Here is a 20673-nt window from a genome sequence, read left to right on the forward strand (position 1 = left end):
GCCCCGTCAACCCCTTGATTCAAAATAGTTTATTTCTTTTCCACGTCCGTCTTCAGATGCGGCCAGGCGGCCCGCAAATATTGGACCATGGACCACAACGTCAGGCCAGCGGACACCAGCAGCAAGGCGTAACCCATCAGTACCCAGAAGGTGAAGTCCGAAGGGTTGGCCAGCAGGATCACCAGCGCCAGCATTTGCGCGGCGGTTTTCCATTTGCCCAGGTTCGACACCGCAACATGGGCGCGGGCACCGAGTTCGGCCATCCATTCGCGCAGTGCCGAGACGACAATTTCGCGACCGATGATAACGGCGGCCGGCAGCGTGAGCCACAGATTGCCATGCTCTTGCACCAGCAGAACCAGGGCAACGGCGACCATCAACTTGTCTGCAACAGGATCGAGAAAGGCCCCGAACGGTGTGCTTTGTTCCAGACGACGGGCCAGATACCCGTCGAGCCAGTCGGTCGCGGCGGCAAATGCGAAGACCGAGGCGGACGCCAAATAGCTCCAGTGGTAAGGCAAATAAAACAGCAAAATGAAGATCGGGATGAGCAGGACGCGTAGAACGGTAATCAGATTAGGGATATTCATCGGCACAACTGGCTACGAGGTGAGTTGGGCATTCTACTCGCTGTGCAGATTTGCATAAATCAACTCTGCGAGCTTTTTGCTGATTCCGGGTGCTTTGGCGATCTCTTCGATGCTGGCACGAGACAGCTCCTGCAATCCACCAAAATGTTTCAACAAATCGCGTCGACGCGTCGGACCGACGCCGGCAACGCCCTCAAGCGTAGACGTACGGCGAGTTTTTCCACGACGTGCGCGGTGCCCGGTAATGGCGAAACGGTGGGCTTCGTCGCGGATCTGCTGGATCAGATGCAGCGCGGGGGAATCGCCGCGCAAGGTAAATTCATGGGCCGCATCGTTGAGGTACAGGGTTTCGAAACCGGCCTTGCGCGTCGCGCCCTTGGCCACACCCAGGAGAATCAGGTCGGGCACAGCCAGTTCGTTAAGCACGTCACGAGCCATGGACAGCTGACCTTTACCACCGTCGACCAGCAGGATGTCCGGCAACTTGCCCTCCCCGTCCTTCAATTTGCTGAAGCGTCGGGTCAGGGCCTGGTGCATCGCGGCATAGTCATCGCCCGGCGTAACGCCTTCAATGTTGTAGCGGCGGTAGTCGGATTTGATGGGGCCTTCCGGGCCGAACACCACGCAGGACGCCACAGTGGCTTCGCCGCTGGAATGGCTGATGTCGTAACACTCGAGACGTTGTGGCGGCTCGTCCAGGCTCAGCACTTCGGCCAGGGCATCGAAACGTGCCGCAACGTGCTGCCGGTTAGCCAGACGCGCGCCCAGTGCTTGCTCGGCATTGGTGACCGCCAATTGCTGCCAGCGCGCTCGTGTGCCGCGCACTCGATGGCTGATGGTCAATTCACGACCGCGCAGCTCTTCGATGGCTGCGATCAGGGTCGGGAAGTCTTCGTGAACCACGTTGACGATCAACTCGCTCGGCAAGTCGCGCTCGGGACTGCTGATGAAATATTGGCCGAGAAACGCGGCCATGACTTCGGAAACGTCCTCCTCGATACCCACCTGTGGAAAGAAGTTCTTGCTCCCCAACACCCGGCCACCGCGCACGCTGATCAAGTGCACGCAGGCGCCTCCCGGGTTGACGAACGCCGCGATCACATCGACATCGCCCGTCCCGCCTTCCATGCTTTGCTGGTCCTGGACCCGACGCAGCAATGAGATCTGGTCACGCAGCTCGGCGGCACGCTCGAATTCGAGGTTAACCGCCGCCTCCTCCATGGCCGCAGACAACTCGTCCGCCAGGGCGTTGCTGCGCCCTTCAAGAAACATCACCGAGTGGCGTACATCTTCGGCATATATTTCAGGCTCCACCAGCCCCACACACGGCGCCTTGCAGCGTTTGATCTGGTATTGCAGACAAGGTCGGGCGCGGTTCTTGTAAAAGCTGTCTTCACACTGACGAACAAAAAAAGCCTTTTGCAGCAGACTCAGACTTTCGCGAATAGCCCCTGCGCTGGGATAAGGACCGAAATATTTGCCTTTGGCCTTTTTCGCCCCCCGGTGGATGCTCAAGCGTGGGAACTGGCCATCCGAGAGAAAGACATAAGGGTAGGATTTGTCGTCGCGCAGCAGGATGTTGTACGGCGGACGCCATTCCTTGATCAGCGTCTGCTCAAGCAACAAGGCCTCGGTTTCGTTGGCCGTGATAGTGGTTTCGACCTGGGCGATACGGCCCACCAGCGCAGCGGTCTTGGGGGCAAGACCGGCTTTGCGGAAATAGCTCGCCAAACGCTTCTTGAGATTTTTGGCTTTGCCTACATAAAGCAGCCGCGCATCGCAGTCGAACATGCGATAGACACCCGGCCGCCCGCTGACCGTCGACAGAAAAGCACTTGGATCGAAGATTTCAGTCATTTTCAGAGGCTGGCATCAACCATGCCGTGACGAACCGCCAGCAGCGTCAACTCGACATCGCTGCTGATCGAAAGCTTCTCGAAAATACGGTAACGGTAGGTATTCACTGTTTTTGGCGACAGGCACAGCTTGTCGGAAATGATCTGCACCTTCTGACAGCCGACAATCATCAACGCAATCTGGATTTCCCGCTCCGACAAGGCGTCGAAGGGCGAATCATTGGTTGGCTGGAACGATTTGATCGCCAATTGCTGGGCAATCTGCGGGCTGATGTAGCGCTGCCCGGCAAACACCAGGCGAATGGCCTGGACCATTTCCGGCAGTCCGGCGCCCTTGGTCAGGTAACCTGCAGCCCCTGCCTGTAACAGGCGGGTAGGAAACGGATCTTCTTCGCACACCGTGACCGCGACGACTTTGATGTCCGGATGACTGCGCAATAATTTGCGCGTGGCTTCAAGACCGCCGATCCCGGGCATCTTGACGTCCATCAGCACCACATCAGGTTTCAACTCACGTGCTTTAAGCAGGGATTCCTCCCCTGACTCAGCCTGGCCGACTACTTGCAGGCCATCGATGTCAGCCAGCATTCGTGTAATGCCTGTACGAACGAGATCATGGTCATCGACTACTAGCACCCTAATCAAGCAGACACCTCGCGATTTGGTCTTATTGGGTTGCCGGACACCTTAGCAAAAAGCAACTGGCAGACCTAGCGGCAAGCCGCATATAAAAAGTGTCAATTCTTCTTGCGAGGCTTGCCGCCAGTGTGTTTCAGCGATGCAGTCCATTGATATCACGCTGCATTCTCAGGAAACACTGGTCTTTGCCGACCACCTTCAGGCCCTTTCTCTCGTAAAGTATTTTTGCCGGATTATTTTCAAAGACGGTCAGACGCAATGCCGGGCGTCGTTCCTTGCACGCCATGGCGAATACCTGATCGATCGCCCAGGAACCGGCCCCCTGCCCCTGAAACGCTTCAAGCATATGCAATTCGCGGATATACAAGGCTCTGGCGTCACGGCTCAGGCTGACATACCCCATCAACGTGTCATCACGCACAATCAGCCAGTTTTCGCGTCCCTCCCAGGCGACATCGAAAGCTTCGTCCAGCCATAACAGTTCATGTTGAATGTAGTAGCGAAGCATATTTCGACAAGTCAGGTCACGAGCAAAGTCCAGGTCCCGAGACGTTGCCGGACGCAATTCGAAACCCATTCAAGCCTCCGCCACAGCCACGATTTGCCCTTTCCAGCCGTCAGCATTGCGACGAGCAACGACCATAAGGTTCCCCGTACCCGGTGCCGCCACAATCAACGACCCGTCCGCCGCCCAGATTGCACTGCGCCCTGCCGAGCCCCAGCCACCCGTTGCGCCACCATGGTTGGCCATCAGTACCGCCATCGAGTGGGTGCAAGCATAGCCTTGCAATAGTGCGGTATCTGGAGCGTAGCCGTTTTCTGTGATCAACACGCCCGCGGCGTAAAGATCAGCGCCCTGCCGTGCCGCGGCTGCCGCGTGACTGGCGTGAGAGAAATCGGCGCAAACCGCCAGCGCGACGGTGTCGGTACCGATCTTCAATGTCGAACCGCCCGTTCCCGGAGCAAACGCCACTTCCTCGCCCGGATGCAGATGCTGCTTGCTGTAAATCCCTAGCGAACCATCGGCGCCCAATACCAGAGCTCCGATCAATACCGGCGAATCGTCCGACAGACGAATCGGCATCCCAACGACACTGGTCACACCGACTTCCCGCGCGAAATCGCGCAACGGTTGCAGCACCCCGGCGTCTGGCGCTATGGCCAGCTCCGTTGCCAAGCCGCGTTCGTACCCGGTCAGCGACAGTTCCGGAAACACCAGCAATTGCACGCCTTGCTCCGCGGCAACCTGCATGAAGCGCCGATGCCAAGCCATATTGGCGGCAAGATCACCGGCAATGGAGATCGATTGAGCGGCGGCAATGGTCAGTGTCGTCATGGTTCGTCCTTGTGACGTTGTGGTAGTTGGGCGCAGCGCAAAGTGTGTCACAACCCCCGGCGTACTCAAGCGATAGCCCCCCCCATGATCATCGATAGCATTTTCTGATTGAATCCGCGTACCGGCCTCTAGTAAGCTCGGCGCATTCATCGGAGACAGGCCATGCTCAACACCCTCTCACAGCTTCGTACCGCCAGCGCCCCGCGCTCGGTTGCGGCTGCCCGGGCGAATGACGTTTGTGCTTCGGTCAGCTTTTATTTTGGGTATTGGTTTAGCCACTGGCGCGCCTGATACCCACACGGCGCCCACTTTAAACGGGTCGCCACCAGAGAATTCTCAACCCCCGGTCGGCCTCCCGACCGGGGGTTTTGTTTTTTCAGCCCTGAACATTTTTAGCGTCAACCAGACAATTAGAGGATTCACGACATGAACTACGCCACTTATTACCGTTACGACAGTTTTACCGCCTGGCGATTTACCAGCCTCCGCTCGGGACAGCCTGCCGCCTCCGATCGGTCACCCACAGGTGGCAAGCACACACACGCAGCCAATCCGGCCAATTGTCGAACACCCCAGTAGGGCCGAGCGTGCGGGAACGAACCCGTCGCCAGCCCAGGAAGCCCGAATATGAACTCGTCCGTCTCTGCTCTGCCGCTGTCCACCCTGAGCCCTGCCAATGAAGCGTTGACCTTGCGTCTGCCCAGCTCATTGCAACTCAAACAGCAATTACCCCTCAGCAACGCCCTGACCCGGCAAGTCGCCGACCACCGTCAGGCAGTTCGCGCGATCCTCAACGGTGAAGACTCCCGTCTGCTGGTCATCGTCGGCCCCTGCTCGATTCACGATCCCCGTTCAGCCCTCGAATACGCCGCCAACCTGGCCCGTCTGTCTGCGCAAGTCAGCGATGAGATGCTGCTGGTGATGCGCGCCTACGTCGAAAAACCCCGCACCACGATCGGCTGGAAAGGCCTGGCCTACGACCCGCATCTGGATGGCAGCGACGACATGGCGGGCGGTTTGACGCTGTCTCGCGAATTGATGCGCGAAATGCTCCAACTGGGCTTGCCCGTTGCCACCGAGTTGCTGCAACCGATGGCCGCCGGCTACGTCGACGACCTGCTGAGCTGGGTCGCGATTGGCGCCCGCACCACCGAATCACAGATCCACCGGGAAATGGCCAGCGGCCTGAGCATGCCGGTCGGGTTCAAGAACGGCACCGATGGCGGTGTGGCTGTTGCCAGCGACGCCATGCGCTCGGCCGCCCATCCGCATCGCCATTTCGGCGTCGATAGCCAAGGGCATCCTGCGATTATTCAGACACCGGGTAACCCCGACACCCACCTGGTACTGCGTGGCGGCCATCGCGGGCCGAACTACGACCGCGACAGCATCGCCCAAGTGCACAACGATTTGACCAGGCTCAAGATCCCGGCGCGAATCATGGTCGACTGCAGCCACGCTAATAGCGGTAAAGATCCATTGCGTCAGCCAGCCGTGTTCAATGACGTGCTTGAGCAGCGCCTGCAAGGTGATCGCTCGCTGATCGGCATGATGATTGAGAGCCATCTGTTCGAAGGCTGCCAGCCGTTGAGCCCGTCGCTGCGTTATGGTGTGTCGGTCACGGACGGCTGCCTTGGCTGGGCCGGAACGGAACAATTGTTATTGCAGGCAACCGAGCGACTTCGTGCGCAGCGCCTTACTCGACAGCCAAAGTGACCAATGCCCGCCTTCCGGTTTTCAATCGAATACCGGAAGGCGGTTGACGTTAAAAAGGTTTACGAGTGCACTTGCACCAACGTGGCTTCGGACTGCTGGCTCACATCATCGAGACGCTCGACCGAATAGGCTACTCGGACCGTCAAGTCCTGATGCTCACGCCAAAACCTGTAGGGAACGATAAATACAAGCGGTTGACCGGCCATTTCCCTGGAGATTTCACGATCATCGCGATGATTGAAATGCTCACCGTCACATTTCAGGTAAACCAGTTCCCCCTCTTCGGCCTGAGCATTGTCGATTACAACGGTGACACCATCGATCGCATCTTGCAGATCCAGCCAGCCCTCATCGGCTTCCAGCACGGTCGGTGCCAAAAGCGGCTCTCGTTGCAACGGGCCAATCAACAGTTTTGCAGGCTCTGAGAAGCGTGACGCTTGCCCCTTCTGCTCGACGCAATAGCTGATCGTAACGGCTGTCCCGAGATTAGGTGCAATACAGTCGGGACTTACCCAGAACGACAGTTCGCCGCCAACAGCAAAGGATTCGATTTTCAATGTGTCATTAAAACTCGCTTGTGGCGTAACACCTGCCCAGGACAGCAAGACCCGATCTCCAGCCGCCATCCGGGCATACGGTCTGATCGTTACGCGCGCGCCCTCCGTGACTCTGTCCGGATCGAGCGTGCCGCCCACCGCATCGTTCACAATCACAGGCAGCAAGTCTGGCCGGGCATCACCGACGCTCAGGTATAAACGCCCGGACTCCACAGGTCCACGAAGGCGCGCAGTGTAGAGGGTGTAATAAACCTCGAGTGACCCGCCATCCAGTGCGGCGATGTGTACGGCCGATACGCAAAAGACAATCGCCCTGCCCACCTGAGCTTCGCTGACAAAACGTGACACCTCATGCCGATACGCAACACCCTCTGAATCGATACCTGACCAGAACATGACCAGCTTGTCCCCGCAAGCCATGTGCGGGTAAGGCGTGACAGTGACAATGGCCTTATTGTCGGACGGATCGAGCGTGGCGTTATCCGCCTGATCCAGCTGTGGTGCCGCCATGCATTGCTCTACAACATTCAAACTATCTGCTTCATAAGTAGCCATTCATACACTCCAGTCCTTGGAATCAATGCCGCCTTGAGGTCGGCATCGAACGAAGCTTATTGAAACCCGCAGTGCTGATTCGCGCTGCCGGACAATCGCGTCGGCTTGCGCGGTAAAAGGACGTTTCAGAAGTAGGTCATTGCGAGGAAGCTCGCCGTCATCGCTAAAAAGATGTCCGAATATTCCGACCAAGACCTCACGCTCATCCGAACTTTCCTACCATTTCTATTCCGTTTTCATCAGGTTACAGCGGCTTTTTCATACATCGCTGAGCGGGTTGTGTGCTTTAGAGTGCCCCCTTGACCACACACCTGACCCTACTGCGAAAAAGGAATCTACATGCTACGGAATGCAACCACTCAGTTTCCGATCCTGCTGGTCCATGGGCTGTTCGGCTTCGATCGCATCGGCAATCTGGAACTGTTCCATGACGTCAAACTGGCCCTGAGAAGTGCCGGCGCGAGGGTTTTCATCCCTCATCTGTCAGCCACCCACAGCAATGAAACTCGCGGCGAACAACTGTTGGCCCAGATCGACCGGGTATTGCAAGGAACCGGTGCAAGCAAAGTCAACCTGATCGGTCACAGTCAGGGCGCACTGGCTGCACGGTATGCCGGAGCGCTAGCGCCGGAGGCGGTCGCTTCGGTGACATCGGTCAGCGGGCCGAACCATGGCTCGGAACTGGCCGACTTCCTGCGCAAGGCGCTGACGCCCGGGCGCCTGCCGGAACAGGTGGCCGGAGCGGTAGCCACCCTGTTCGCCGACTTCCTGTCGTTGCTCAGTGGCAACCGACACCTGCCACAGAACGCCATCGCCGCGCTCAATGCATTGACTACCGAAGGTGTCGGCGCATTCAACGACAAGTACCCTCAAGGGTTACCGAAAACCTGGGGCGGCAAGGGTCGCGAATTGGTGAACGGCGTGCGCTACTACTCCTGGAGCGGCACCTTGCAGGGAAATATTGTCGATGAGGGGCTCCATGCACTCAATCCGCTGCACGGGTTCCTGCGGGCCTTCTCCCACTATTTCACCACCGAAGCCGAGCAAAATGATGGGTTGGTCGGCCGATTCAGCACCCATCTGGGTAAAGTGATCCGTTCGGACTACCCGCTGGATCATCTGGACAGCCTGGGCCAGACAACCGGTCAGGTCCGCCAGGGCATCGACCCGATCGCCCTGTATGTCCAGCATGCCGAACGCTTGAGAAATGCCGGCCTTTAAGCAATGCCAGGATGCCGCGCGATGTAGACGGAACTGAAATTGCCGGAATTGATATTGATGGAACTGATTTTGACGGAACTTTGAGAGAGAAATAGCCCACTGAATCCGGTAGGCTCCACACTTTATTGAACATTGAATGGAGTATTTTCCCATGGCCAAAGCCACTGCCCGTCACATCCTGGTTTCCAGCGAAGCAAAGTGCAACGAACTCAAGGCTCAGATCGAAGCCGGCGCCGATTTCGCCGAAGTTGCCAAAGCCAACTCCACCTGCCCTTCCAGCCGCCAGGGCGGTGACCTGGGCTCGTTCGGCCCGGGCCAGATGGTCAAGGAATTCGACACCGTGGTCTTCAGCGCGCCAATCAATGTGGTGCAAGGTCCGGTCAAGACCCAGTTCGGTTATCACCTGCTGGAAGTGACCAGCCGTCAGGACTGATCAACGCTTTGAGTTTGCTACATAACGGCCCGCCTTTTGGCGGGCCGTTATGTTTTCGTTACGTGATACGGCTGGCGAGGGACGCGCCGCTAGCGTACAAATTGTGGTTATCGACCACCCGGCTCCAAGGCTGACAATGCGACTGGCTTTCCCTACTTTATTGTTCACTGCCGTGGCCCTGTTGCTGAGTGCCGCCGGTGTGTGCGCTGCACCGCAACATGCGTTGACCGTGTACGGTGAACCGGCGAAATATCCCGCCGGCTTCAGCCATTTCGCCTACACAAACCCGCAAGCGCCCAAGGGCGGCACGATGCGTCGCTCGGCGATGGAAATTGGCCATTTCGACCATATCCTGCCGTACATCGACAAGGGCACGGGTGTCACGCAGATCGACGGCTTGATCTACTCGCCTCTGGCCCAGCGCTCGCTGGACGAGCCCTATACCGTTTACGGCCTGGTGGCCCAACAGATGGAGCGTTCCGACGACGGACTGTCTCTGCGTTTCTATTTGAATCCGAAGGCCCGCTTTGCCGACGGCAAGCCGATCACCGCCGAAGACGTGCGCTACACCTTCGACCTGCTGATGACCCAGGGCAGCCTGCGCTATCGCACGCAATTTGCCGACGTCAAAGGCGTCGAAGTGGAGTCACCACTCACCATTCGGTTCGACTTCAAGAGCAACGAAAACCGTACCCTGCCCCTCGACATCGCCACCTTGCCGGTGTTTCCCGAGCACTGGTGGAAGACCCGCAACTTCGCCAGCGGCGGTGGTTACGAGCCGCCACTGGGCAGCGGGCCGTACCGGGTAAGTAAAGTCGATTCCGGGCGCAGCATCACCTTCGAGCGTAACGCCGACTGGTGGGGCAAGGATTTACCGGTCAGCCGCGGCCTCTACAACTTCGATCATTTCAGCATCGAGTACTTCGGCGATACCGACGTTGCCCGTCAGGTGCTGCGTGGCGGCGCCTACGATTACAACCGCGAATTCTCCGCCACCGCCTACTCCATCGGCTACGAAAGCCCGGCCCTGAGTGACGGTCGCCTGCAAAAGGCCCACTTGGCCAAAGAGGCACCGCAAACGGCCCAGGGGTTTGTGTTCAACCTGCAAAACCCGATGTTCCATGACCGCCGCGTGCGCCAGGCCCTGGCCATGCTCTGGGATTTCGAATGGAGCAACCGGCAGATGATGCGTGACCTGTACATCCGCCAACAGAGCTTCTTTTCCAACACCGACCTCGCAGCCCGACAACTGCCCGACGCGGGTGAGCGGGCGATTCTCGAGCCGTTGCGCGGGCAGATCCCCGACGAAGTCTTCACCCAGGTCTTCGAAGCCCCGAAAACCGACGGTAGCGGCGTGATACGCGACAAACAGCTGCAGGCCCTGGACTTGCTCGAACAGGCCGGCTGGAAACCCGATGGCGATCAACTGGTCAATGCCCAAGGTCAACCGCTGAGCTTCACTTTCCTGGTCAGCCAGAATGGCATGGACCGGCTACTGCTGCCTTATAAGCGCACCCTGAAACAAATCGGCATCGACCTGAATATTCGCCGCATCGACGCCTCCCAGTACGTAAACCGCCTGATGTCCCGGGACTACGACATGATCGTCACCGGCTACCCGGTCACCACTTCGCCGGGCAACGAGCTGTACAACTACTTTGGCTCGATGGCGGCCAACGATCCCGGTTCCAACAACTACATGGTGCTGAAGAACCCGGCGGTCGATACGCTGGTCAATGGCCTGGTTCGCGCCACCACCCAGGCTGACATGCTTCGCTACGCCCATGCCCTGGACCGAGTACTGCAATGGAACTTCTATTGGATTCCCAATTATTACCCGCCAGGCAGTTCGACCGTGTGGTGGAACCGCTTCGGCATTCCCTCTGTGCAAGCGAGCAATGACGAAGCCATCGAGAGTTGGTGGGAAGTGAGCACCACCCCTTTGACCAACCAACAGATGACTGCCGAGCTCATCAAACGCGGCAAACCCGGAGGGCCGCACTGATGTGGGCTTACGTACTGCGGCGCTTGCTGCTGATCATTCCGACACTGGTGATCATTCTTCTGGTCAATTTTGTTATCGTCCAGGCCGCACCCGGTGGCCCGGTGGAACAGGCCATCGCGCGCCTGCAAGGCATCGGCGGCGCAAGTGTCGGCGGCACTTCCAGCGAAGCCGTGCAGGGCAGTTCGCGTGCCAGCCGTGGGCTAGACCCTCAGTTGATCAAAGAGATCGAAAAACAATACGGCTTCGATAAGCCCGCGCCAGAACGTCTGTGGCTGATGCTCAAGAGCTACGCCCGCCTCGACTTCGGCAAGAGCTTTTTCCGCGGCGCCACTGTCACCGACCTGATTCTGGAAAAAATGCCGGTGACCATTTCCCTCGGGCTCTGGGCCACGTTGATCACCTACCTGGTGTCGATCCCTCTGGGCATCCGCAAGGCCGTGCACCACGGCAGCCATTTCGATATCTGGAGCAGCACCGCGATCATCATCGGTTACGCCATGCCCGCGTTCCTGTTCGCGATGTTCCTGATCGTGGTCTTCGCTGGCGGCACGTCGTTGAACTGGTTCCCGGTGCGTGGCCTGGTCTCGGACAATTTCGAGTCGCTGTCGACCCTGGGCAAAATCGCCGATTACTTCTGGCACCTGGTGCTGCCAGTGACGGCGCTGGTGGTCGGCGGTTTCGCGACCCTGACCATTCTCACCAAAAACTCCTTCCTCAATGAAATCACACGCCAATACGTGGTCACCGCCCGCGCCAAAGGTTTGAGCGAACGCCAGGTGCTTTACGGCCATGTGTTTCGCAACGCCATGCTGCTGGTGGTGTCGGGAATTCCCCAGGCCTTTATCAGCGTTTTCTTCGCCGGCTCGCTGTTGATCGAAGTGATTTTCTCCCTCGATGGCTTGGGTCGCATGAGCTACGAAGCCGCGGTGTCACGGGACTATCCGGTGGTATTCGGCTCGCTGTTCATCTTCACCTTGTTCGGCCTGCTGATAAAACTTATCGGCGACCTCTGCTACACCCTGGTCGACCCGCGTATCGACTTCGCCGCGAGGAACGCCTGATGTTCAAGCTCTCGCCGCTGGGCCGTCGCCGTTTCGAGCGTTTCAAGAAAAACCGCCGGGGCTGGTGGTCGTTGTGGTTGTTTATCGGCCTGTTCCTGTTGACTCTGGGCGGCGAGCTGATCGCCAACGACAAACCGCTGATGGTCAGTTATCAAGGCTCGCTGTACTTCCCGGCGTTCAAACGCCACACCGAACAGGAATTTGGCGGGCAATTGCCATTCCAGGCCGATTACCGCAGCGATTACGTACAGAAGCTGATCCACAAGGATGGCGGCTGGATGCTGTTCCCGCCGATCCCGTTCAGCGATGACACGCCCAATTACGACCTCAACCAACCGGCACCGAGCCCGCCCTCGAAGGTCAACTGGCTGGGTACCGACGATCAGGCCCGCGATGTGCTGGCCCGGGTGATTTTCGGTGCGCGGGTGTCGATCCTGTTCGCACTGGCGCTGACCTTCATCAGCGCGTTGATCGGCATCACCGCCGGTGCGCTGCAAGGCTATTACGGCGGTTGGGTCGACCTGCTCGGTCAGCGCTTGCTGGAAGTCTGGTCGGGGCTGCCAGTGCTGTACCTGCTGATCATTCTGTCGGGCTTCGTCGAGCCGAATTTCTGGTGGCTGCTGGGAATCATGGCGCTGTTCTCCTGGCTGGCCCTGGTGGACGTGGTGCGCGCCGAGTTCCTGCGCGGGCGCAACCTGGAATACGTCAAGGCCGCCCGTGCGCTGGGCCTGACCGACCGCAAGGTGATCGTGCGGCACATTCTGCCCAACGCGATGAATGCCACCCTGAGTTATTTGCCATTCATTTTGACCGGGGCGATTTCCACTCTCACGGCGCTGGATTTCCTCGGTTTCGGCATGCCGGCCGGCAGTGCATCGCTGGGTGAGTTGATCGGTCAAGGCAAGCAGAACCTGCAAGCACCGTGGCTGGGGCTGACGGCATTTTTCACCCTGGCGCTGATTCTTTCTTTACTGGTGTTCATCGGCGAGGCATTGCGTGATGCCTTTGACCCACGATCTTGACGCGGACTATTGATATGACTGACAACCTGATCGAAATCCGTGACCTCAACGTGGCCTTCAGCGGCCAGACCGTGGTGCGCAACCTGTGCCTGGACATCCGCCCCGGCGAATGCCTGGCGCTGGTCGGCGAGTCGGGCTCCGGCAAGTCGGTGACCGCGCACTCGATCCTGCAACTGCTGCCCGAAAACGGCACGCAAACCACTGGCAGCATTCGCTATCGCGGCCAGGAATTGATCGGCGCCGACGCCAACGTCTTGCGCGAACTGCGCGGCAACCGGATCGCGATAATCTTCCAGGAGCCGATGACCTCCCTCAATCCGCTGCACAGCATCGAAAAGCAGATCGGCGAAACCCTGCTGCTGCACAGAGGGCTGGGTGGCAAAGCAGCGCAAGCGCGGATTCTCGAGTTGTTGCAGCTGGTGGGCATCCAGAACCCCGAAGAGCGGCTCAAGGCCTACCCGCACCAACTGTCCGGCGGCCAGCGGCAACGGGTGATGATCGCCATGGCCCTGGCCTGCGAACCGGAATTGCTGATCGCCGACGAGCCGACCACCGCGCTGGATGTGACGGTGCAGCGCAAGATCCTGCGGCTGCTCAAATCCCTGCAAGAGCAGCTTGGCATGTCGCTGCTGCTGATCAGCCACGACCTCAATCTGGTGCGCAGCATGGCCCAACGGGTGTGCGTGATGCACGCCGGGGAAATCGTCGAGCAGGCACCTTGCGAAACGCTGTTCACCGAGCCGAAACACCCTTACAGCTGCGTGCTGCTGAACGCCGAACCGGAAGGTGAAGCCCTGCCCCGGGACGAGCGTGAAAACGTGCTGGAAGTGGAGAATCTGCAAGTGCAGTTCACCCTCGGTGGCGGGCTGTTCCAGCGTAAAACTTACCTGCGCGCGGTGGATGGCATCAGCCTGAACGTTCAACGCGGCAAGACTTTGGGCATCGTCGGCGAGTCCGGTTCGGGCAAGTCCACGCTTGGTCAGGCGATCCTGCGCTTGCTCGATTCCGAAGGCAGCATTCGCTTTCAGGGTGAGGCGCTGGATGGCTTGACGCAAAAGCAACTGCGACCGTGGCGCAAGAAGATGCAGGTGGTGTTCCAGGATCCCTTCGGCAGCCTCAGCCCGCGAATGTCGGTGGCGCAGATCATCAGTGAAGGCCTTGAGGTGCACAGCCAGTCCACCCCGGATGAATGCGAAGCCCAGGTGATCAGGGTGCTGGAAGAAGTCGGCCTCGACCCGCAAAGCCGTCATCGCTACCCGCACGAATTCTCCGGCGGCCAACGCCAGCGCATCGCCATTGCCCGCGCGTTGGTGCTGAAACCGGCACTGATTCTGCTCGACGAACCGACCTCGGCGCTGGATCGCACGGTGCAAAAACAAGTGGTCGCCCTACTCCGCCAGCTTCAGGAAAAATATGGCCTGACCTACTTGTTCATCAGCCACGACCTGGCGGTGGTGCGCGCCCTGGCCCACGACATGATCGTGATCAAGGACGGCAAAGTAGTGGAAAGCGGCGCGAGCCATGATGTGTTCGAGTCGCCGCAGCATCCGTATACCAAAGAGCTGTTGGCGGCGGCGCATCCGGGGTAGGCATAATCTGTGTCATGCAGTTGGACCGCGAAGGCGCCCACCCAGACACCCTACATTCTGGACATGAAGCCCATGAACACCACCGAAAGCCTCAAGGACTACCAGCGCGTTCGTACCCTGGCAATCCGCTCACTGTTCGAAATCATCGAGCAATCGAGCGAAGGCACGGTGATTGTCGACCGCGATGCGAACATCGTCTGGATGAACGAGCGCTATGCCCGGCGGTTCGGTCTGGAGTCGGCCGCAGGTGCGATCGGCAGGGCCTGTGAAAGCGTGATCCCCGGCAGCCTGTTGCGCGAAGTGGTGCGCACTGGACGCCCCATCCTGCTGGACATGCAAGACACCCCCAAGGAACCGCTGATAGTGATGCGCCTGCCGATTCACGACGATGCCGGCGCGGTGATCGGCGCCATCGGTTTTGCCCTGTTCGATGAATTGCGCAGCCTGTCACCGATGCTCAAGCGCTACCTGAGCATGCAGGAAGAACTGGCATCGACCCGCTCGCTGTTGCGGGCGCGACAGACCAAGTACAACTTCGCCCATTTCATCGGCACCAGCGCCGCCAGCCTCGAAGTCAAACGCCGCGCCCGGCGCAGCGCCAGTGCCGAGTCACCGGTGTTGCTGCTCGGCGAAACCGGTACCGGCAAGGAGTTGCTGGCCCAGGCGATCCACGGCGCCTCGCCTCGTGCGCACAAAGCTTTCGTCAGTATCAACAGCGCGGCGATTCCCGAGACGCTGCTGGAAGCCGAGTTCTTTGGCACCGCGCCCGGCGCGTTCACCGGCGCCGATCGCAAGGGTCGCACCGGCAAGCTGCAGATCGCTCAGGGCGGCACGCTGTTTCTCGATGAGATCGGCGATATGCCGCTGCCTCTGCAAAGCAAGTTGCTGCGGGTGCTGCAGGAAAAGGAATTCGAGCCGGTGGGCTCCAACGAAGTGATCCAGAGCGATGTGCGGGTGATCGCAGCCACCTCCACCGATCTGGAAGCGGCGATCAAACGCGGCGAGTTTCGCGCCGATTTGTATTACCGCCTCAACGTGCTGCCGATTCAGGTCCCGCCCCTGCGTGATCGCCTCGACGACCTGCCAGCCCTCAGTGAAGCGATCCTCGAAGAGCTGCGCAGTCAGCACGAACTGAATCCCGAAGCTTTGGATTTGTTGGGTCAACACGCCTGGCCGGGGAACATCCGCGAACTGCGCAACGTCTTGGAACGCGCGGCCTTGCTCAGTGATGATTTGATGCTGAACGCGGCGGATATCCGCTCGGCGATTGGCAGTTTTACCCCAGTGCAGCGTGTGGTGCCTCTGCCCCTTCAACCGATTGCCCATGAAACCTTCAGTGAAGCTCGCGAACGGTTTGATCGGCAGTTGATTGAATCCGCCCTCGCGCAATGCGGCGGGAAGGTTATCGAAGCGGCGGCGCGGTTGGGGCTGGGGCGATCGACGTTGTACAAGAAGATGGTGGCGTTGGGGATTGCTGAGTCTCAATAAAGAGACATTTATCTCTATTGGTAGATATGACCTCTTCGCGGGCAAGCCTTGCTCCTACAAGTGGTGCGTTGACGTTCCCCGTAGGGGCGAGGCGTGCCCGCGAAAGCGTCAGCCCAACCACCAAAAATCTCAATACAGAGACAAAAACCCACACAACTCTCTCATTAATTAATAAACCCCTTATATTTCAATAGCTTATCTTCTGGCACGAAACTCGCTATAGCCCTTCCCACAAAGCTTCACCCTACAAAAATAACAATCGAAGGAGACACACCATGAGTGTGATCATTGCCTTGGCAGCTCTTACGCTGCTGATGGTGGCTGCCTACCGTGGCTACAGCGTTATCCTCTTTGCCCCGATCGCCGCCCTCGGCGCCGTCCTGCTCACCGACCCTTCCGCCGTTGCCCCCGTCTTCACCGGGGTGTTCATGGAAAAAATGGTCGGCTTCGTCAAACTGTATTTCCCGGTGTTCCTGCTCGGTGCCGTGTTCGGCAAGCTGATCGAGTTGTCGGGTTTCTCCCGCTCCATCGTCGCAGCGGCGATTCGTTTGCTCGGCACTCGCCAGGCGATGCTGGTGATCGTGCTGGTCTGCGCCCTGCTCACCTACGGCGGCGTGTCGCTGTTTGTGGTGGTGTTTGCGGTCTACCCGTTTGCCGCCGAGATGTTCCGCCAGAGCAATATCCCCAAGCGCCTGATCCCGGCGACCATCGCCCTCGGCGCATTTTCGTTCACCATGGACGCCCTGCCCGGCACGCCGCAGATCCAGAACATCATCCCCAGCACCTTCTTCAACACCACCGCCTGGGCTGCGCCGTGGCTGGGTGTGATCGGCACGATTTTCGTGTTCTGCGCCGGCATGCTGTTCCTTCAGAGCCAGCGCAACAAGGCCCAGCGCAGCGGTGAAGGGTATGGTTCAGCGCTGCGCAACGAGCCGGAAACCGCACCGGACATCAAGCTGCCCAACCCATGGATCGCACTGTCGCCGCTGTTGATGGTGGGCCTGATGAACCTGCTGTTCACCCGCTGGATTCCAGAGTGGTACGGCAAGACGCACAGCCTCTCGTTGCCGGGCATGGCAGCTCCCGTGACCACCGACATCGCCAAGCTGACAGCGATCTGGGCGGTCCAGGCAGCCTTGCTGGTAGGCATCGTCATGGTGCTGGTGTTCGCCTTTCAGACGATCCGCGGCAAGTTGGCCGAAGGCAGTAAAAGTGCGGTCAGCGGAGCGCTGCTGGCGGCGATGAACACCGCGTCGGAATACGGTTTCGGTGCAGTGATCGCCTCGTTGCCGGGTTTTCTGGTGCTGTCCGGCTGGCTCAAAAGCATTCCCAACCCGCTGGTCAACGAAGCGATTACCGTGACCCTGCTGGCCGGCATCACCGGTTCGGCGTCGGGCGGCATGAGTATCGCTTTGGCAGCAATGTCCGAGACATTCATCAGCGCCGCCCACGCCGCCAATATTCCACTGGAAGTGCTGCACCGGGTCGCCGCGATGGCCAGTGGTGGCATGGACACCCTGCCGCACAACGGCGCGGTGATTACTTTGCTCGCGGTCACCGGTTTGACCCACCGCGAGGCCTACAAAGACATTTTCTGTATTACGCTGATCAAGACACTCGCTGTTTTTGTGGTGATCGGTACTTTCTACGCCACTGGCATTGTGTGAGGTATTCATGACGACTCTTTCGGGCAAGACCGCACTGGTCACCGGTTCCACCAGCGGCATCGGCCTGGGAATCGCCCTGAGCCTGGCCAGGGCTGGCGCCAATCTGATTCTCAACGGTTTCGGCGATGCGTCGACGGTGATCGCCGAGGTCGAACAATTCGGTGGCAAGGTCGGCCATCATCCGGCCGACGTCAGCGACCCGGAGCAGATCGCCGACATGATCGAGTACGCCGAGCGTGAGTTCGGCGGCGTGGATATCCTGGTCAACAACGCGGGCATCCAGCATGTGGCGCCGGTGGAAGATTTTCCCGTGGAGCGCTGGGACTCGATCATTGCGATCAACCTGTCGTCGGTGTTTCACAGCACCCGTTTGAGCTTGCCGGGAATGCGCACCAAGGGCTGGGGACGGATCATCAACATCGCATCAGTGCATGGCCAGGTCGGTTCGGTGGGCAAGGCGGCGTACGTCGCGGCCAAGCATGGCGTGATCGGCCTGACCAAGGTGGTCGGTCTGGAAACCGCTACGACGAACGTCACCTGCAACGCCATCTGCCCGGGTTGGGTGCTGACGCCACTGGTGCAGAAGCAGATCGATGATCGCGCCGCGACCGGGATCGACCCCCAGCAGGCGCAACACGATTTGCTGGCCGAGAAGCAGCCGTCCCTTGAATTCGTGACACCGCCGCAGCTGGGCGAGTTGGTGCTGTTTTTATGCAGCGAGGCCGGTAGCCAGGTACGTGGCGCCGCGTGGAATATTGATGGTGGGTGGTTGGCGCAGTAACTCGCCGCTAGCTCCCTGACACTGATCGTTCCCACGCTCTGCGTGGGAATGCAGCCCGGGACGCTCGGCGTCCCAAAGCGGACGCGGAGCGTCCATTGAGGCATTCCTTTGCTGCGCGTGGGAACGATCTGGATGCATAAACAAGAAGAGGCCAAGCCATGTCCGACATCCTCTGGCAACCCGGCACCGAGCGCATCGGCAAGACCCGCATGGAGGCCTTCCGGCGCTTCGTCAATCAGCGACACACCCTTGAGATCGCCGACTACCTTGCCCTGCACCAATGGAGCATCGATCAACGGGCAGCTTTCTGGCAGGCCATCGTCGATTTCTTCGACATCCGTTTTCACGATCAACCGGACGCTGTGCTGATAGAAGGTGAACAAATGCCCAGCGCCCAGTGGTTTCCCGGCGCCACGCTGAACTTCGCCGAACACCTGTTGCGCCGTCGCGACGATGCCGTGGCGGTGGTGGCCATCGGCGAAAACGGCCAACGGGAACAACTGACCTGGGCCGAACTGGTGAGCCATGTCGCCGGTTTTCAAAATGGCCTGAAAGCCGCCGGTATCGGCCTCGGCGATCGTGTAGCCGCGTGCATGCCAAACACCTGGCAAACCCTGGTGGCGATGCTCGCCACCACCAGTCTGGGCGCGATCTGGTCCTGTTCTTCACCCGATTTCGGCACCCACGGGGTGATCGATCGCTTCGGCCAGATCGAACCGAAGGTGCTGATCACCTGCGCCGGTTACCGCTACGCCGGCAAAGAGATCGACCAGACCACCAAGGTCAATGAAATCCTCGGACAACTGCCGTCCTTGCAGCAATTGATCGTTGTGCCTTACGCACGCCCTCAAGCGCGCATCGAGGATTTCCGCTGCCAGGCCAATGTGACGCTGTGGGACGATTTTTACGACCCGGGCGGCGAGCCGCAATTCGTTCCCGTGCCTTTCGCCCATCCGCTGTACATCCTCTACTCCAGCGGCACCACCGGCGTACCGAAGTGCATTGTGCACGGCACCGGCGGCGTGCTGCTGCAACACGTCAAGGAACATGGCCTGCACACCGACCTCGGTGCCGGCGACCGTTTGTTCTACTACACCACCTGCGGCTGGATGATGTGGAACTGGCTGGTCTCGGCCCTTGCCGTCGGCAGCGCCGTGGTGCTGTATGACGGCTCGCCGTTTCATCCGGGTCCGGAGCGCTTGATCGACCTGATCGACGACGAACGCATCAACGTCTTCGGCACCAGCCCGAAATTCCTCACTGCGCTGGAAAGCAATGGCTTGAAGCCGTGCGAAAGTCATGACCTGAGCAGCCTGAGAACCATCCTGTCCACCGGCTCGGCGCTGTCGCCGCAAAGCTTCGATTACGTCTACCGCGCGTTCAAGTCCGATCTGTGCCTGTCTTCGATGTCCGGCGGTACCGATATCGTTTCGTGCTTTGTGATTGGCAATCCGGTGCTGCCGGTGCGCCGTGGCGAAATGCAGTGCAAAGGCCTGGGCATGGCGGTCGAAGTCTGGAACGACGCCGGGCAGCCTGTGATCGGGGAAAAGGGCGAACTGGTGTGCACCCGACATTTTCCGGCGATGCCCATCGGGCTATGGCATGACCCTGATGGGGAAAAGCTGCGAAAGTCCTATTTCAGTCTGTTCCCCGGCGTCTGGGCCCAGGGCGATTACGCCGAGCAACTGCCTCATGGAGGGATGCTGATCCACGGCCGCTCGGATGCGGTGCTCAACCCCGGTGGCGTGCGCATCGGCACGGCGGAAATCTATCGTCAGGTGGAGAAAGTCCCGCAGGTGCTGGACAGCGTCGCCATCGGTCAGCAATGGCAGGATGACGTGCGAGTGGTGCTGTTCGTGCGCTTGCGCGACGGCGTGGAACTGGATGAACCGCTGCAACAGCAGATCCGCCAGGTGATCCGCGCCAACACCACTCCACGGCATGTGCCGGCGAAGATTGTCGCGGTGACGGACATTCCGCGCACTATCAGCGGCAAAGTCGTGGAGCTGGCCGTGCGAGACGTAGTGCACGGGCGGCCAGTGAAAAACACCGATGCGCTGGCCAATCCCGAAGCGTTGGAGCAGTTTCGGGATCGGCCAGAGCTCAATAAATAAAAGTTGCTGCGAGCAGAGCATTAAATGCCAGTGTTACCGACCC

At 59.4% G+C, this 20673-nt stretch carries 17 protein-coding genes; 11 read left to right on the plus strand and 6 right to left on the minus strand.

Annotated features, from left to right (window positions below):
- Positions 1–29: 29 nt before the first annotated feature.
- From pgsA to PSH97_RS16210, 5 genes are all read right to left on the minus strand, one after another.
- Entirely contained in the window at positions 30–590 is a 561-nt protein-coding gene (gene pgsA, locus PSH97_RS16190; RefSeq protein WP_052964322.1) for a CDP-diacylglycerol--glycerol-3-phosphate 3-phosphatidyltransferase, read from the minus strand.
- Between the two features lie 33 nt (positions 591–623).
- Positions 624–2447 carry an excinuclease ABC subunit UvrC gene (gene uvrC / locus PSH97_RS16195; RefSeq protein WP_305445790.1) on the minus strand — a complete coding sequence of 608 codons (1824 nt, stop codon included), beginning with the start codon at positions 2445–2447 and terminating at the stop codon, positions 624–626.
- Positions 2448–2449: 2 nt separating this feature from the next.
- Positions 2450–3091, minus strand: coding sequence for a response regulator transcription factor GacA (gacA, locus tag PSH97_RS16200; protein ID WP_008015884.1), 642 nt, complete (start codon positions 3089–3091; stop codon positions 2450–2452).
- Positions 3092–3218: 127 nt separating this feature from the next.
- Entirely contained in the window at positions 3219–3662 is a 444-nt protein-coding gene (locus tag PSH97_RS16205; RefSeq protein WP_305426671.1) for a GNAT family N-acetyltransferase, read from the minus strand.
- On the minus strand, positions 3663–4421 hold the full coding sequence (locus PSH97_RS16210) for a carbon-nitrogen hydrolase family protein (RefSeq protein WP_305445791.1): 759 nt from the start codon (positions 4419–4421) through the stop codon (positions 3663–3665).
- Between the two features lie 627 nt (positions 4422–5048).
- On the opposite strand from PSH97_RS16210, the gene PSH97_RS16215 reads away from it, so the two are divergent.
- On the plus strand, positions 5049–6137 hold the full coding sequence (locus PSH97_RS16215; RefSeq protein WP_305445792.1) for a 3-deoxy-7-phosphoheptulonate synthase: 1089 nt from the start codon (positions 5049–5051) through the stop codon (positions 6135–6137).
- A gap of 59 nt (positions 6138–6196) precedes the next feature.
- Here PSH97_RS16215 and PSH97_RS16220 read toward each other — a convergent pair whose 3' ends face one another.
- Positions 6197–7249, minus strand: coding sequence for a hypothetical protein (locus PSH97_RS16220; protein ID WP_305445793.1), 1053 nt, complete (start codon positions 7247–7249; stop codon positions 6197–6199).
- Positions 7250–7588: 339 nt separating this feature from the next.
- Between PSH97_RS16220 and PSH97_RS16225 the strand changes: the two genes are divergently transcribed.
- The 10 genes from PSH97_RS16225 to PSH97_RS16270 all read left to right on the plus strand — a co-directional run bounded on the left by PSH97_RS16225 (position 7589) and on the right by PSH97_RS16270 (position 20630).
- Positions 7589–8470: an esterase/lipase family protein gene (locus tag PSH97_RS16225; protein WP_305445794.1), complete on the plus strand. Its 882-nt coding sequence runs from the start codon at positions 7589–7591 to the stop codon at positions 8468–8470.
- A gap of 151 nt (positions 8471–8621) precedes the next feature.
- Positions 8622–8903: a peptidylprolyl isomerase gene (locus PSH97_RS16230; protein ID WP_175378130.1), complete on the plus strand. Its 282-nt coding sequence runs from the start codon at positions 8622–8624 to the stop codon at positions 8901–8903.
- Positions 8904–9039: 136 nt separating this feature from the next.
- Entirely contained in the window at positions 9040–10908 is a 1869-nt protein-coding gene (locus PSH97_RS16235; RefSeq protein WP_305445795.1) for an extracellular solute-binding protein, read from the plus strand.
- Complete coding sequence (locus PSH97_RS16240; RefSeq protein WP_305445796.1) at positions 10908–11969, plus strand: microcin C ABC transporter permease YejB; 1062 nt, start codon at positions 10908–10910, stop codon at positions 11967–11969. The genes PSH97_RS16235 and PSH97_RS16240 overlap by 1 nt, the downstream gene beginning before the upstream one ends.
- Positions 11969–12991, plus strand: a complete 1023-nt coding sequence (locus PSH97_RS16245) for an ABC transporter permease (RefSeq protein WP_305445797.1) — start codon at positions 11969–11971, stop codon at positions 12989–12991. The genes PSH97_RS16240 and PSH97_RS16245 overlap by 1 nt, the downstream gene beginning before the upstream one ends.
- A 14-nt stretch (positions 12992–13005) precedes the next feature.
- Complete coding sequence (locus tag PSH97_RS16250) at positions 13006–14580, plus strand: ABC transporter ATP-binding protein (protein WP_305445798.1); 1575 nt, start codon at positions 13006–13008, stop codon at positions 14578–14580.
- 72 nt (positions 14581–14652) lie between these two features.
- On the plus strand, positions 14653–16068 hold the full coding sequence (locus PSH97_RS16255) for a sigma-54 interaction domain-containing protein (RefSeq protein WP_305445799.1): 1416 nt from the start codon (positions 14653–14655) through the stop codon (positions 16066–16068).
- A 275-nt stretch (positions 16069–16343) separates the two neighbouring features.
- Positions 16344–17735 (plus strand): GntP family permease, encoded by a 1392-nt coding sequence (locus PSH97_RS16260; RefSeq protein ID WP_305445800.1) that lies wholly within the window; start codon positions 16344–16346, stop codon positions 17733–17735.
- A 7-nt stretch (positions 17736–17742) separates the two neighbouring features.
- Positions 17743–18516, plus strand: coding sequence for a 3-hydroxybutyrate dehydrogenase (gene hbdH / locus PSH97_RS16265; protein ID WP_305445801.1), 774 nt, complete (start codon positions 17743–17745; stop codon positions 18514–18516).
- Between the two features lie 158 nt (positions 18517–18674).
- Entirely contained in the window at positions 18675–20630 is a 1956-nt protein-coding gene (locus PSH97_RS16270; protein ID WP_305445802.1) for an acetoacetate--CoA ligase, read from the plus strand.
- Positions 20631–20673: the final 43 nt, after the last annotated feature.

The organism is Pseudomonas cucumis (assembly GCF_030687935.1).
Classification (GTDB): Bacteria; Pseudomonadota; Gammaproteobacteria; order Pseudomonadales; family Pseudomonadaceae; genus Aquipseudomonas; species Aquipseudomonas cucumis.